Here is a 14907-nt window from a genome sequence, read left to right as displayed (position 1 = left end):
TATAATTATGTCAAATTATCGAATTATTGCCGCAACGGGCTGTCCTACAGGGATTGCTCATACATTTATGGCGCAAGAGGCATTGGAGCAAGCGGCTAAACGAGCGAATGTGACGATTAAGGTTGAAACTCATGGTCAAGTGGGGATTGAAAATGAGTTATCCGCGGCTGATATTGCTGGGGCAGATGCTGTCATTATTGCTGCGGATAAAGATGTTCACCCTGAACGTTTTGTCGGCAAGCGAATTATTGATGTATCAGTTTCAAAAGGGATTAAGGAAGCGGATCAGTTGATTGCAGATGCCTTAGCTGGTAAAGGTAGTGTTAAATACCCTGATACCAATGGGTCAGAGCAAGTTGTGGAACATGTATCCGATGAAAAGCCAAGTATTGGCCGTAAAATTTATAAAGACTTGATGAACGGTGTTTCTCACATGTTGCCATTTGTAGTCGGGGGCGGAGTGCTTGTTGCTATTTCTTTCCTATGGGGAATTTATTCTGCTGATCCAGATAGTTCTCAGTATAACCAAATAGCGGCAATGCTGAAAGATATTGGTGGGCTATCAATGGGTGCGATGGTTCCAATTTTATCAGCATTTATAGCCGAAAGTATAGCTAAACGACCAGGTTTAGTTGTCGGCTTTGTTGGCGGTATGATAGCGGCAAATGGTGGTGCTGGTTTCTTAGGAGGGATCGCATCAGGTTTCTTAGGAGGATACGTAATTATCTTGTTGGGAATTGCCTTTAAAACATTACCAAAATCATTAGATGGGCTTAAAGCAATTTTCTTATATCCTGTTTTTGGTGTATTAATCACCGGAGTTGTCATGTATTTCTTAGTGAAACCAATGACGGCTGTCAATGAAGGAATGATGAGCTTTTTAGCTGGCTTCCAAGATTCCAATCCGATTATTTTAGGACTGCTAGTGGGCTGTATGTGTGCCTTTGATATGGGTGGTCCAGTCAATAAAGCGGCTTATGTGACGGGAACTGCGTTACTTGCTCAAGGAAATCATTACTTTATGGCAGGGGTTTCAGCTGCCTGCATTGCTCCCCCATTAATTACAGGAATTGCTGTTTTACTGTTTAGAAAATATTTTGATGTTGCTGATCGAAATGCAGGAATTGTCAATATCATTTTAGGGTCAACGCATATTACTGAGGGAGCGATTCCCTTTGCCGCGAAAGATCCGCTAAGAGTATTGCCTATCATGATGACGGGTTCGTCAATTGCGGCCATTTTAACCTATTTGTTGAAAGTACAAGTACCAGCGCCACATGGTGGTTTCTTGGTATTACCAGTTGTGACCGGTCGAATTGCTTGGGTAGGAGCCATTTTACTTGGCTCATTGGTAGGCGGCGTTTTACTTGGTCTACTTCAAAAGAGTAAATTTGAAAAAGCCAATAAAGTGGCAGAATAGAGGAGAAATATGGAGACACTAGCATTAGATAATATTGCCGTGAAAGTGCCTGGAACGACTCAGGCTGAGATTTTTCAAGTGATTGCCAATCTAGCAGTTAAAAATGGCTACGCAGAAGACGCGTCAGCGCTTATAAAAGGATTAGAGGACCGCGAAGCAGAAAGTACGACAGGAATGATGGATGGCTTTGCTATTCCTCACACTCAAAGTCAGGCGATTAAAGAGCCGGCCATTGTGATTTTATCATTAGAGTCAAGCGTTGACTGGCAATCTTTAGACGGCCAGCCTATCACTTTCGTAGTATCTTTACTTATTCCGACAGGTGAAGCTGGAACCACTCATCTACAGCTCCTATCAAAAGTGGCTAGGATGCTGATGAAGGAAGACATCAAGGAGCAGTTAAAGAATGCAACAACTAAAGAAGTTATTTTTGAAGTGATTAATAATCATTTAGGTTAATACTTAAATGGATTGCGAAGAACCGACACTAAAAGGAGAGAACGTGCGTTGAAATTAAAACTAACTGAAAAAAAGTATGCAGCAATGGAAAAATTATCGACAGATGGAATTATATCTGCTTTGGCGATTGACCAAAGAGGTGCGATGAAAAAAATGATGGTTAAAGCAGGCAGAGAAGAAGTTCAGTCACAGGAGATCGAAGCTTTTAAAGTTCTTGTATCTGAAGAATTAACTCAGTATTCGTCGTCAATTTTACTAGATCCGGAGTATGGCTTACCAGCTGCTAAGCGTCGGGATAAGCAAGCGGGATTATTACTAGCATATGAAAAAACAGGCTATGATGCGTCTGTAGCAGGTCGCTTACCTGATTTACTAAGTGACTGGTCAGCGAAGCGAATTAAAGAGCAAGGAGCTGAGGCAGTCAAGTTTTTATTGTACTATGACGTCGAGGAAGCTGCTGAGATAAATGATCAAAAGCACGCATTTGTGGAGCGGATTGGATCAGAATGTTTAGCAGAAGATATTCCATTTTACTTGGAATTATTGTCTTATGATGCGACTAATTCGGATAATATGGGACTTGAATTTGCTAAGAAAAAGCCTAAAAAAGTTAATTTAATGATGAAGGAATTTTCTAAAGAACGCTATAATGTGGATGTTTTAAAAGTAGAAGTTCCTGTCAATATGGCTTTTGTTGAGGGCTTTTCAGACGGTGAGATTGCTTATACTCAAGCAGAAGCGGCTAGCTATTTTAAAGAACAAAGTGACATAACTCATCTACCTTTTATCTTTTTAAGTGCTGGGGTTAGTGCCGATTTGTTCAGAGATACCTTACGATTTGCCAAAGAATCTGGTTCAGAATTTAATGGTGTTTTATGTGGAAGAGCGACATGGTCTGATGCGGTTGCTCCGTTCATTCAAAAGGGCGAAGCCGCAACAAGAGAATGGTTACGAACTGAAGGACGCGCAACGATTGAAGAATTAAATCACGTATTAGCTGAGACTGCGACTAGTTGGAAAGCACGAGTTAGCAACTAGCATTAAAATTGAAATGAAGAGTATTGACAGGAATGTTGGTACTCTTTTTTTGTGTGACGTGTTAAAATGAAAGTAAATACAAGCAAAGCAGTGGAGGGAAAGCAAATGAAAGTCTCGTTAAATCTTTATGCGGAAGAACGGAAAAATAAAATTGTTGCTCTTTTAGAAGAAGCTGGTCGAGTAGAGGTTCCCGATTTGGTTGAGCTTTTTCAAGTTTCAGGAACGACTATTCGTAATGATTTGAGAGAGCTGGAAAAGGAGGAACGTTTAACTCGAACACATGGTGGTGCGATTAAAAATCAAAAACGAAGTTTTGAAGATCGGCCAGCTATTCGAATTTCCACAGAAGAAAAACGGGAAATTGCTAAAAAAGCGGTCACTTTTATTGAAAATGGTGATTCAATTGCGATTGATACAGGAACCTCTTGCTTAGCGTTTGCTCAAGAATTAGTTCAGAGTGACTTGCTTAATTTAAAGGTTATTACTAACGATTTGACTGTTGCGGCTTTAGTTGAAGATCAATCAGACTACATGGTCTTTTTCACAGGTGGGGTCATTCGAAATGGCTTTCACTACAGTTCGGGAGAGCATGTCATCACAGCGCTTAAAGGGTTTTTAGTCGATAAAGTTGTTATAGGAACGACCAGCTTTTCTCTTGAAAGTGGCTTCTCAACACCTAATTTTGGTATATCAGAAATTAAGCGAACATTGTTAACAATTGCTAAGAAAAAAATTATCTTGTGTGAATCCTCGAAAATTGGTAAGGATAGTCTAAATATTTTTGCCACAGTCAATGACATTGATTTAGTGATTACTGATAGTCAGCTGACCAAAAAAAATGAGAATAAGTTAGCCAAAATTCCGTTATCTATTGTCATTGCCTAAAATAATAATTGAACCTCAGTCAATCTTGAAAAGATTGACTCTTTTTTTTTGCTTTCAGATTCAGATTATTTCATTTCGTTTGCTTTCGTTTATTGACAAAATAAAAATAAGTGTTAAGATGAACTTGTAAATGAAATCATTGGAGGGAACAGAATGACGGGAAAATTATCAGTTGAAGAATTAGCAAATTTAGTGGATCATACGTTGCTAAAGGCCTTTGCTAAAGAAGAGGATTTTGAGATCCTGTGCCGTGAAGCAAGAGAGTACGGCTTTAAAATGGTTGCGATTAATTCGTCACCGGTTCGTTTATGTGCAGACTTTTTAAAGGGCAGCCCTGTTCACGTGGGAGCGGCAATTGGCTTTCCTTTAGGGCAAACAACAATCGAAACGAAAGTATTTGAAACTAAACAAGCGATTGCGGATGGCGCGGATGAAATTGATTATGTGATTAATATTGGAGAGTTAAAAAATGGTCATCTGGCTTATATTAGAAAAGAAATGAGTGATATTGTTGCTGAGTGTCACAAGGCGAAGGTGCTATCAAAAGTTATCCTAGAAAATTGCTATTTGACCGATGAAGAGAAGCGTCAAGTCTGTCAAATAGCTAAAGAGATTAAACCTGATTTTGTTAAAACCTCTACTGGCTTTGGAACTTCTGGCGCAACGATTGCAGATGTTAAGCTAATGAAAGAGATTGTTGGTGAGGAGGTTAAAGTAAAAGCGGCTGGTGGTGTCAGAGATTATCAGACGGCACAGGCGATGATCGATGCTGGAGCAGAGCGTTTAGGAACTAGTTCAGGAATTGAAATCGTAAAAGAATATCAGTCATTACTGACTAAGGGGGGATAACATGGGATTAGCAGAATTATTACAACCAGAATTTATCGAGTTGAGTTTGAAAGCCACTGAAAAACAGGAGGCGATTAAAGAACTATCTTCTTTGTTGGCAAACAAAGGAGTATTAAATGATGAAAAGGCTTTTATTCAAGCGGTGTTCAAACGAGAAGAAGAATGTACAACAGGCATTGGGATGGGGGTGGCAATTCCTCATGGGAAATCTGAGGGAGTCAGTAAGGCAAGTCTATGCTTTGGTCGTTCAAATGTTGGGGTTACCTATGATTCTTTAGATGGAAAGCCTGTTTATCTGATGTTTTTAATCGCTGTACCTGCCGATTCTACTGACGAGCATCTAAAGATACTTAGCCAACTATCTCGAAAAATAATGCACCAAGACATACGTGATAAATTGTTGACAGCTACGACTACTGATGAGATTTATGCGGCCTTAGATTAGAAAGGAGTAAAAAATGAAACTTGTTGGAATTACTTCTTGTTCAACTGGGATTGCCCATACTTATATGGCGGCGGAAGGGTTGGAACAAGCGGCTAAAGAAAAAGGATATGAGATAAAGGTTGAAACACAGGGCTCAATTGGTGCAGAAAATGTCTTGACTAGCGCTGAGATTGAAGCGGCTGATGCAGTAGTTATAGCTGCTAGCACCTCTGTTAATAAAGAGCGGTTTATTGGCAAAAAATTAATTGCTGTTGATGTGACCGAGGCAATTAATGATGGACCGAATTTACTGGAGCGAGCGTTAATTGCCCCTGTTTATCAGGTGAAAAAAGAAGAGGTATCAGCTGAGTCACCTGCTGAAAGTAAAAAAGCTCACGGCGTATATAGCCACTTGATGACCGGTGTATCTTATATGATTCCATTTGTTGTCGCTGGTGGGATTTGTATCGCACTGGCCTTTGCTTTCGGTGGGATTAACTCTGAAGGGGCTTTGGCACAAGTCATCAATGAGCTGGGTGGCACAGCGATGGGACTTATGTGGCCAGTATTAGGTGGCTATGTGGCGTTCTCAATTGCAGATCGTCCGGGATTGATACCAGGAATGGTCGCAGGGATGTTAGCTTCAAATATGAATGCAGGTTTTTTAGGAGCTCTTCTTGGTGGTTTTTTGGCAGGTTATACCATTTTATTATTAAAAAAATATATTAAATTACCTGCTTCCTTTTCAGGGTTGCTGCCTGTTCTAATTTTACCTGTTATTTCAGTTTTAGTTGTTGGATTGATTATGAAATTTGTGGTAGGCGTTCCTGTGACAGCTTTAAATAATGGGATTATGAACTGGTTAAACAGCTTGTCAGGAATGAACTCCATTTTATTGGGGCTGTTACTTGGTGGCATGATGGCGATCGATCTAGCGGGGCCAATCGGCAAAGCGGCTTACTTTTTTGGCGTAGCCTCTTTGGCTAATTTAGGAAATGGTGAGACAAGTACGATTATGGCAGCTGTGATGGTGTCAGGAATGGTCCCACCTTTAGCCATGGCGTTATCATCAACGATTTTGGGTAAAGCACTTTATTCGAAGGAAGAACGTGAAGCAGGAAAATCAGCATGGGTCTTAGGACTATCATTTATTTCTGAGGGGGCTATTCCGTTTGCTGCAGCTGATCCACTACGTGTTCTGGGTTCGGTTACAGTTGGTTCTGCGATTACAGGAGCGTTGTCAATGTTATTTAATTGTGGGATTGCAGTTCCCCACGGAGGATTCTTCGTCTTTCTAATTCCCGGTGCGGTAACGAATGTTTTGATGTACATTGTTGCATTAGCAATTGGAACGGTTATTAGTGGTATTTTAGTTACCGTTGTCAAGCGAGCTAAGCAACCAGCGTAAAAGTGAAAAAATTTTGAGAGGAAAGGGCGAAAACAATGAGTAAAAAAATAAATGTGTGTTTAATCGGGATTGGTCGGGCAGGGATGATTCATGCTAAGAACTTTGCCTCCCGCATAAATAATGCCTCTTTAGTGGCAATTTGTGATCCCTCGGCTGAAGCCTTAGCCAATGCAAAAAAAGAGCTGGGGGTTGAGGTTACGTACACCGACTATCAAGAAGCAGTTCTTGATTCAACGATTGATGCAGTTGTTATTGTGACGCCCACTATTCTTCATAAGGAAATTGTACTAGCCGCAGCGGCGGCAGGGAAGCATATTTTATGCGAAAAGCCCCTAGCAATGAATGAACGTGAATGCGATGAAATGATCGCGGCGGCTCGTAAAAGTAAAGTGAAACTTCAGGTAGGGTTTATGCGTCGTTTTGATGAAAGTTTTCAACAAGCTAAGGAAATAGTACAGTCAGGTGAAATAGGTGAGGTAGTGTTAGTTAAATCATTAACTCGAGGACCAAGTCATCCGAAGCCGTGGATGTTTGATATTCGCAACAGTAGTGGCCCGATTGGAGAAGTGAATAGTCATGATTTTGATACGTTGCGTTGGTTTACAGAGAGTGAAGTATCGAGTATTTACGCAGTTGGTGGAAATTATCGCTCGCCAGAAGTGAGTGCTGATTATCCTGATTATTACGATACTGTGGCGATGACTCTGTCATTTGAAAATGGCAATATTGGGGCGATTGACGGCGCTCAATATGTCCAATATGGATACGATGCTCGCGTTGAAATTCTCGGAACCAAAGGGAATGTCATGATTGGCGAACAGCATAAGCAAAAAATCGTCACCGCAACAAGTAATGGGCAATTGATTCGTCCAGCCATGCACAGTTGGACTTATCTATTTGATGACGCCTATATTCGCGAAGATCAGGCGTTTATTGATGCCATTATAACTGATACTGAACCATTAGTAACAGGTCACGATGGCAAGATGGCTGTAAAATTAGTTAGCTTAGGTCTAACCTCGTTACTCGAAAAACGAGTGGTTTATGCTGACGAACAGTAGGTAGTAAGAAAGGAAGAAGTAGGATGACAATGATGAAAGCAGCCCAATTATTAGGGAGCGAAAACTTACAAATAAATAATGTAGAAATCCCTCATTATGGTGAAAATGACTTATTATTGAAAGTCAAAGCGGCCTCTATTTGTGGCACGGATGTTCGGATGTATAAAAATGGCTATACCAATGTTGACGAGGAGCATCCTTTGACCTTAGGGCATGAGATTGCTGGTGTGATTGAGGCCGTTGGCTCGGCGGTGACAATGTATCAAAAAGGTATGAGGGTTGCGATTGCTCCGAATATTGGATGTGGAACTTGTGACCAATGTGTCAGTGGTAATACTCACTTATGTGCCAATTATGATGCGTTTGGAATTAATCTTCCTGGAGGATTTGCTCAGTATATGGTCATACCAGAAAAGGCCATTCGTCAAGGGAATATTACACTCTTAGCAGATGATATTGAGCTAGCGGAAGCGGCCTTGGTCGAACCCTTTAGTTGTGTCTTAAATGGTCAAGAAATTGCAGGGGTCTTTCCTGGTGATACAGTTTTAATCATCGGTTCAGGTCCAATTGGGATTATGCACGCGATGCTAGCTTTTAGTCAAGGGGCGTATAAAGTTATTATGAATGACCTCCAAGAAGCGCGCTTAAAAGCAGCAAAAGAGCTAGTTCCAGACTTAATCACTATTTCAAGTGGTGACTTGCTAAATGAAATTATGACAGAAACGAATCAAAGAGGGGTAGATCTTTGCATTGTCGCAGCACCAGCACCACAAGCTCAAGAAGCTAGTTTTGATTACATGGCAATGAACGGCCGTTTGCTTTTCTTTGGTGGCTTACCAAAAGGCAGAGAGGTTGTCTCACTCAACACAAATACGTTACACTATAAACAATTGCGAGTCTTTGGATGTACACGGGCGAGTCTTGAAACCTACCGGACATCGATGAAATTAGTTGGAAGCGGTCGTGTCCCGCTTGGAAAATTAATTACTGGAACTTTTCCAATTGAAGCATTTGACCAAGCGTTAGACAATGCGGTGAAATCTGTAGGCTTGAAAAATGTAATTGTTTTTGATTAACCTATAATAATAGTCCTCTACTATGTCAAATGAGATATAGTAGAGTTTTTTTAGAAAGAGATAATTAAGACAATTCATTGGATAAGTCAGTCAAGAATTGACATTCTTTCTGAGTTAACTTAAAAGACATCGCCTCAACATTTTCTTTTACATGGTGAAGTTTACTGGCACCTGGAATAGCAAAAGTCATTGAGCCATTAGTATTAATCAGCCAATTTAAAGCTACTTGTGTGGCTGTTTTATCGTAAGTATTACCAATTTTAGCTAGACCGTTAATGAGGGGTGTAGTTCTTTCTAGATTTTTTAAGGTTAGTTGATACTGGATTTTTCTAAGTGGAAATAGATGTTTTAATAAGTTAGGGTTGGCGTGAAATTTCCCTGTTAACAGTCCTTGATGTAAAGGTGAATAGGCAATAATAGCGACTCCTAGTTCTTTGGCTGTTTCAAGAATGCCGTTATGCTCAATCGAGCGATCAAATAAATTGTATCTTACTTGATTTGAGACAAGTTTAATTCCTTGAGATTCAAGAGCACTGTGAGCCTTTTTCATTTGTTTGGCAGAAAAATTACTGACGCCAACATAACGAATTTTCTTTTCGTTTACTAATGAACTCATAGCAATCATTTGTTTTTCAATGGAAGAAATAGAGGTTGGATGATGGATCTGATATAAATCAATGGTGCGATAATTTAAAGCTTCTCTTCGTTTATCAATACTGGTTTGAATCGAATGCGCTTTTCGTCCTAAAGGCCACCACTTGTCAGCGATAAATGGCGCGCTAAATGATGAAGACTCCTTCTCTAAGTTTTGAAGACTTTTGGCAATACTGGTCTCGGAATAGCCTTTTCCATAAGCCTCAGCTGTATCAATCCAATTAATTCCGCCGTCAATGGAAGCGGCAATGAGCAGGGTGATTTCCTCATCAGAAAGAGTGCGCCAAAAGCGTGAACCAATTCCTTGGGAGCCAGAAAATTGCCAAGAACCTAAACCAATTGGTGATAGCCGTAAGTCAGAGTTTCCTAAAGGCTGAAGCGATGTAAGTGTCATAAAAGTTCCTTCTTTCAGATAAAATAGTTGTGATATTTGAGTCAGCTATAAAATGTATTGTATAATGCTAGTGAGGCAAAGCACAATGGTTTGAGAGTAAGTGCTACAAATGACTGTAATTGAGACAGGGAGGAGAGACATGGCAAAAGAGAAACATAATAACCGGCAAACACGGCAATCCAAGCGGTGGTTTGTTGAAGGATTGCTAAAATTAATGGAGGAAAAAGATTTTCATCGAATTACGGTTCAAGAGATTGCCTATCACTCACAATTAGATCGGCGAACCTTCTATCGGCATTTTGGAACAAAGGAAGACGTGCTTGATTATTACATCGATACCCTAGTAAGCTCATATATTGAATCGCTTGATGAAGAAATTCTTAGAGATGATTTTACCTTAACAAAACAGCATTTTACTTTTTTAGCTCAACATTTAGAGTTTCTTAGATTATTAAAACAGCATCAATTATTTGATCGTTTATTGGTTAGCTATAGTCATTATATTCAGTTATTTAGCGAGAAATTTGGGTTGATGACGACTACTTCAAGTAATGCGCCCTTTGCAGTTGCTTTTAAGGCAGGAGGGTTTTGGAATTGTGTGTCACTTTGGCTTGAAGAAGAACCTGTTCGACCACCAGAGCAGATGGCCGAGGTAATTGTTAACTTTATGAAAAAAGGGTTTTCCTAACTAAACTCATGCTTTTTATAGGCATAAATGATCGTTATTTATCTCTTATTTATTAGGTTGATAGTCACTCTAGCTCAGTAAGGTGTAATAAAAACGGATTAAGGACTTGTCAAAATAATTAAACAGGAGTAAAATTTAGGTAGACCTAAAAAACGAAGAAGGTATTCCTATGAAAAATGATAATCGTGATTCACATCAACACTTTATCACCACTAAACTTAACGGGTTAAGTTTGCCCGAAATTAATAATACAGTCTCAATTCCTAAAAATGCGGGATTCTGGAAGAAACTATTAGCTTATTCTGGTCCAGGGGCCCTAGTCGCTGTTGGCTATATGGACCCAGGTAATTGGGTGACATCAATTGCTGGTGGCGCTCAATTTGGTTACTTGCTATTATCAGTTATCTTAATTTCAAGTTTAATTGCGATGCTGCTTCAATACATGTCAGCTAAACTAGGAATTGTGACGGGACTTGATTTAGCGCAAGCCATTCGGATGAAAACTGGAAAAAAATTAGGGATTGTCCTCTGGTTAATTACTGAATTGGCGATTATGGCAACTGATATTGCTGAAGTTATAGGGAGTGCGGTTGCGTTGAATTTATTGTTTCGCATCCCGTTATTATTAGGCGTGTTTATTACCGTTCTTGATGTTTTTCTATTATTAATGCTGACCAAATTGGGCTTTAGAAAAATTGAGGCAATTGTCTCGGTTTTAATTGCAACTATTCTAGTTATTTTCTTATATGAAGTAATGTTGGGAGAGCCAGTTTTTCAAGATATTCTAAGAGGCTTTGTGCCACAAAAACAAATTATTGAAAATAAAAGTGCCCTCTTTTTAGCTTTGGGGATCGTTGGGGCAACGGTTATGCCGCATAATTTGTACTTGCACTCATCCATTGTACAAGCACGTCAATATGACCGTGAAAACAGAGAGGAATTGAAAGAAGCGGTTAAATTTGCGCGAATTGATTCTAATCTTCAATTAACCATTGCGTTTGTGATCAATTGTTTATTATTAACCTTAGGAGCAGCCTTATTTCATGGCAATGGTGATCATTTGACCACCTTAGGCTCTCTTTATCGGGCACTTTCTGATCACTCAATTGTCGGGAATATTGCCTCTCCTATTTTAAGTGTCCTTTTTGCTGTCGCTTTATTAGCTTCTGGGCAAAACTCTACAATTACCGGAACGTTAACAGGGCAAATTGTGATGGAAGGTTATATCAAGCTTAGTATGCCTGTTTGGGCGAGACGATTAGTTACCCGCTTTTTAGCGGTTATCCCAGTTATTATCTGTATTTTGTTATTTGGAGATTCCGAAGAGGTTGTCGAAAAATTATTAATCTACACGCAGGTATTTTTAAGTATTGCGTTACCTATTTCGATGTTACCTCTCACCATTTTCACTAGTAGTAAAAAAATGATGGGTGAATTCAAAAATTCGATTTTTGTCACGGTCTTAGCGTGGCTATTGACCATCACCTTAACAGGCTTAAATATCTATTTAATCATATCAACTTTTGCATAGAAAAACATAAGGATGAGGCCAAAAAATGTTGGCTTCATCCTTTAATGTTACTTCTAATTAGTGATAAATTGATTGATCATCTGACTCATTTCTTGAAGTGAAATTGGAAAATCATTTAGAACCCACCATTGAATGGTATTGCTGATGCCACCTGTTAGAAATACCGCATGGACAGTCAAGGAATGTTGCGTTTGTTGATCGGTCAAGGTGGTTTTTGTCCATAGAAAATTTTGAAGATCTTCATAGAGCGCACTTTCCAGAAGGCAACGCAGCTCACTGCCGTTTTCGTATGAAATTAAGGAACGAAAGAACTCTCGATGCGTATGAATATGAGTTAAAAATTCATCGAAGATCATGTAGTTTTCTGTAAAGTCTAATTTATTTTGGAGATCCTGATGGAGAGTATTGAGATAAAACAATAGTAAATGATATTTATCATCAAAATGATTATAAAAATTGGAGCGACTAACGGCTGCTTCTTCACAAATGTCTTTAACAGAAATATGATCGAAAGGGTACTTAGTTACTAAATTATATAAGGCTTTTACGAGATGCTTATGACTATTGGTCAGCTTTTCATCCAGATTATACGGATGATTTATGTACAGTTTGTTAGATGTGTCCAAATTTACATCACTGTCCCTTTCTGTGTCTTCTTTTCTATCTAGTCATATTGTACTATAAAGAATGTAAGGAACCAATATTAATGTGAAGGATGTGGTAACGATGAAAAATGTCGTCATTGCAATTTTTAATGAAGAGAGTCGGACGTATGAAAGTTTGTCTCAATTGAAACAGGATAGTGAGTCGCTGGATATTATTGCTGCTGGTATTATTAAAAATACTGGAGGCAAATTGGAAATAAAAGATGGCTTTGACTTAAGCCAGTATGAAGAAAACTGGGCGACAGGTGGATTGATAGGCGGGTTACTTGGTATCTTAGGTGGACCAGTTGGCATTCTTTTAGGAAGTGGTTTAGGCATGACGATTGGTTCTGGTTTTGATTTAAGTGATTTAGATGATAACCAAAGTGTTTTAACACAAGTAGGAAGTGAATTAGAAGTAAATAAGCTAGCATTAATCAGCATTGTCGAAGAGATAGATCCTGATTTATTAGATCATCAATTAATTAAAAAGGGCGCAGTAAAAATTATTAGAAAAAGCTATGTCGATGTTCAAACTGAAATATATGAAAACCAAGAGCTTGAAAGACATTTAGCGAAAGAAGCTCATGCTCAAATGAAACAAGAAAAGAAAGCTAAATGGCGGGCCATGGCAGAGGCTAAACAGCAAGAGTTAGTTGATAAATTGAAACACTTAAAACCATCAAAATAAATGAAAGAAGGGCTTAATATGACAAACGAAGAACGAATTAGTATTTTACAAGATGTGATTAAAATCAAATCAATTAATGGCAATGAGAAGGAAGTAGCGCTATATCTGCAACAATTATTGGCGAAGCATGGGATTGAGTCTAAGCTAATTGATTATGCAGAAAATCGCAGTAATTTAGTGGCAGAAATTGGTGAAGGAGATCAAGATGTTTTAGGGTTTACTGGCCACATGGATGTGGTTGATCCTGGAGATCCTCAGTTATGGACTTACGATCCTTTTTCAGCGCATATTGAAGGGAACAAACTGTATGGACGTGGTTCAACTGACATGAAAAGTGGCTTAGTTGCGATGGTTATTGCTATGATTGAGTTGAAAGAAGCAGGAGTGGCATTGAAAGGGAAAATCCGTTTGTTAGCAACTGTCGGTGAAGAAGTCGGTGAACTTGGGGCGGAGCAGTTAACTAAAGCAGGCTATGCAGATGATTTAACTGGCTTAATTATTGGCGAACCAAGCAATTATAATCTCGTTTATACACATATGGGATCAATTAATTACACGGTAACCTCTATTGGGAAAGAAGCCCATAGTTCTATGCCTGAACAAGGTATTAATGCGATTAATAACTTGATTCGATTTATGGATGAGATCAATCAAAAAATGGCTAAAGTGACCGCGTCTTATGAAGACGATGTTCTAGGCAGAACCATTCATAACTTAACGGTGATTCAGGGTGGCAATCAAGTGAACAGTATTCCCGGTGAAGCCAAAGTTCAAGGGAATATTCGGTCAATCCCGGCTTTTGATAACGACCAGTTGATTGAGCTGTTACAAACAACTATTGAACAAGTGAATTCAGAGAAAGACGTTCAGTTGCAATTGGTAATTGATTACAATAAAATTCCAGTTAAGTCGGCTAAAGATTCTCATTTAATTACGACAATTCAAGAGGTTCAACAACAGAAAACAGGAAATAACATGCCACTCTTTGGTGTTGCGGGGACTACAGATGCTGCTGAATTTACCAAGAGTAAAAATCCGTTTGACTTTGTTGTATTTGGACCAGGACAACCTGATTTGCCACATAAAGTTAATGAGTATGTCCTAGTTGATAATTATTTGGATATGATTGACACGTATAAATTAATTGCTGAAAAATACTTATAGACAATGAAAGAAGGAAACTAGTATGTCCAAAATTGAAGAAAAAGAAGTGAATGTGCTAACTAAGATTGTTCGGATAATTAATGATTTAGAGCTGACGTTAGAAAAGATGGATGAAACAAATAGTAAGCTCAAACATTTCTATGAACAAGAAAAAGCCATTCATGAGATAAGAGTCATCACTAGAAAAGCCAAGAAAGTCGTAAAAATGGTGGATCAAGAAGTCGCAGCTGCTGTCGATGAGGTGGTTTATGAAACAGAAGAAGAATTATCGCTCGTTCAAGAAATTGATCAGGAGTTTGATAAACTAGATCAAACTTTAGCAGAAATAGATGACTCTGACAGTATGGCTAAAAGCTATTTGGAACAAAAAAAAGCCTTACATGAAGCGAAAAAGATTCTGAAAAAGGCTAAAAAGCTAGAACAATAATCATCTAATAGGGCGAAGCTGAGATATAAAGTTGTTTTGCTCCGAGCGCTACGTAAACTTCGATACCTTAACACTTGCAAATTTAGTTGCTTAG

At 38.9% G+C, this 14907-nt stretch carries 16 protein-coding genes; 14 read left to right on the top strand and 2 right to left on the bottom strand.

Annotation, left to right across the window (positions count from 1 at the left end; all coding sequences use genetic code 11):
- Positions 1-7: 7 nt before the first annotated feature.
- The 9 genes from AC5KOD_RS18615 to AC5KOD_RS18575 all read left to right on the top strand — a co-directional run bounded on the left by AC5KOD_RS18615 (position 8) and on the right by AC5KOD_RS18575 (position 8620).
- The gene (locus AC5KOD_RS18615; protein WP_496916095.1) at positions 8-1420 is read left to right on the top strand and encodes a PTS fructose transporter subunit IIC; all 1413 of its coding nucleotides are present in this window, start codon (positions 8-10) and stop codon (positions 1418-1420) included.
- A 9-nt stretch (positions 1421-1429) separates the two neighbouring features.
- The gene (locus tag AC5KOD_RS18610; protein ID WP_496916094.1) at positions 1430-1879 is read left to right on the top strand and encodes a PTS sugar transporter subunit IIA; all 450 of its coding nucleotides are present in this window, start codon (positions 1430-1432) and stop codon (positions 1877-1879) included.
- 48 nt (positions 1880-1927) lie between these two features.
- Positions 1928-2917, top strand: coding sequence for a tagatose-bisphosphate aldolase (gene lacD / locus AC5KOD_RS18605; RefSeq protein ID WP_496916093.1), 990 nt, complete (start codon positions 1928-1930; stop codon positions 2915-2917).
- A gap of 105 nt (positions 2918-3022) precedes the next feature.
- Positions 3023-3802 carry a DeoR/GlpR family DNA-binding transcription regulator gene (locus AC5KOD_RS18600; RefSeq protein ID WP_496916092.1) on the top strand — a complete coding sequence of 260 codons (780 nt, stop codon included), beginning with the start codon at positions 3023-3025 and terminating at the stop codon, positions 3800-3802.
- A gap of 153 nt (positions 3803-3955) precedes the next feature.
- Complete coding sequence (gene deoC / locus AC5KOD_RS18595; RefSeq protein WP_496916091.1) at positions 3956-4651, top strand: deoxyribose-phosphate aldolase; 696 nt, start codon at positions 3956-3958, stop codon at positions 4649-4651.
- A 1-nt stretch (position 4652) separates the two neighbouring features.
- A complete protein-coding gene (locus AC5KOD_RS18590; RefSeq protein ID WP_496916090.1) occupies positions 4653-5096 on the top strand; it encodes a PTS sugar transporter subunit IIA in 444 nt (147 codons plus the stop codon).
- Positions 5097-5109: 13 nt separating this feature from the next.
- Positions 5110-6483, top strand: coding sequence for a PTS fructose transporter subunit IIC (locus tag AC5KOD_RS18585; protein ID WP_496916089.1), 1374 nt, complete (start codon positions 5110-5112; stop codon positions 6481-6483).
- Positions 6484-6518: 35 nt separating this feature from the next.
- On the top strand, positions 6519-7544 hold the full coding sequence (locus AC5KOD_RS18580; protein ID WP_496916088.1) for a Gfo/Idh/MocA family oxidoreductase: 1026 nt from the start codon (positions 6519-6521) through the stop codon (positions 7542-7544).
- 23 nt (positions 7545-7567) lie between these two features.
- Entirely contained in the window at positions 7568-8620 is a 1053-nt protein-coding gene (locus tag AC5KOD_RS18575; protein WP_496916087.1) for an alcohol dehydrogenase catalytic domain-containing protein, read from the top strand.
- Between the two features lie 64 nt (positions 8621-8684).
- Here the strand turns inward: AC5KOD_RS18575 and AC5KOD_RS18570 are convergent, their stop codons facing one another.
- Positions 8685-9668, bottom strand: a complete 984-nt coding sequence (locus tag AC5KOD_RS18570; protein WP_496916086.1) for an aldo/keto reductase — start codon at positions 9666-9668, stop codon at positions 8685-8687.
- 139 nt (positions 9669-9807) lie between these two features.
- Between AC5KOD_RS18570 and AC5KOD_RS18565 the strand changes: the two genes are divergently transcribed.
- Together AC5KOD_RS18565 and AC5KOD_RS18560 are read left to right on the top strand one after the other, a co-directional pair.
- Positions 9808-10356, top strand: a complete 549-nt coding sequence (locus tag AC5KOD_RS18565; protein ID WP_496916085.1) for a TetR/AcrR family transcriptional regulator — start codon at positions 9808-9810, stop codon at positions 10354-10356.
- Positions 10357-10525: 169 nt separating this feature from the next.
- A complete protein-coding gene (locus tag AC5KOD_RS18560) occupies positions 10526-11887 on the top strand; it encodes an Nramp family divalent metal transporter (protein ID WP_496916084.1) in 1362 nt (453 codons plus the stop codon).
- A 53-nt stretch (positions 11888-11940) separates the two neighbouring features.
- Here the strand turns inward: AC5KOD_RS18560 and AC5KOD_RS18555 are convergent, their stop codons facing one another.
- Positions 11941-12513, bottom strand: a complete 573-nt coding sequence (locus tag AC5KOD_RS18555; protein WP_496916083.1) for a TetR/AcrR family transcriptional regulator — start codon at positions 12511-12513, stop codon at positions 11941-11943.
- Positions 12514-12613: 100 nt separating this feature from the next.
- On the opposite strand from AC5KOD_RS18555, the gene AC5KOD_RS18550 reads away from it, so the two are divergent.
- From AC5KOD_RS18550 to AC5KOD_RS18540, 3 genes are read left to right on the top strand one after another with little or no spacing between them, the layout of a single operon-like run.
- Complete coding sequence (locus AC5KOD_RS18550) at positions 12614-13222, top strand: hypothetical protein (protein ID WP_496916082.1); 609 nt, start codon at positions 12614-12616, stop codon at positions 13220-13222.
- An 18-nt stretch (positions 13223-13240) separates the two neighbouring features.
- Positions 13241-14386, top strand: coding sequence for an ArgE/DapE family deacylase (locus AC5KOD_RS18545; protein ID WP_496916081.1), 1146 nt, complete (start codon positions 13241-13243; stop codon positions 14384-14386).
- A gap of 22 nt (positions 14387-14408) precedes the next feature.
- On the top strand, positions 14409-14813 hold the full coding sequence (locus tag AC5KOD_RS18540) for a hypothetical protein (RefSeq protein ID WP_496916080.1): 405 nt from the start codon (positions 14409-14411) through the stop codon (positions 14811-14813).
- Positions 14814-14907 lie beyond the last annotated feature (94 nt).

Source organism: Vagococcus sp. WN80Y (assembly GCF_059621045.1).
Note: the sequence above shows the minus strand (reverse complement) of the source record. Positions and strands in the feature narration are given on the sequence as shown.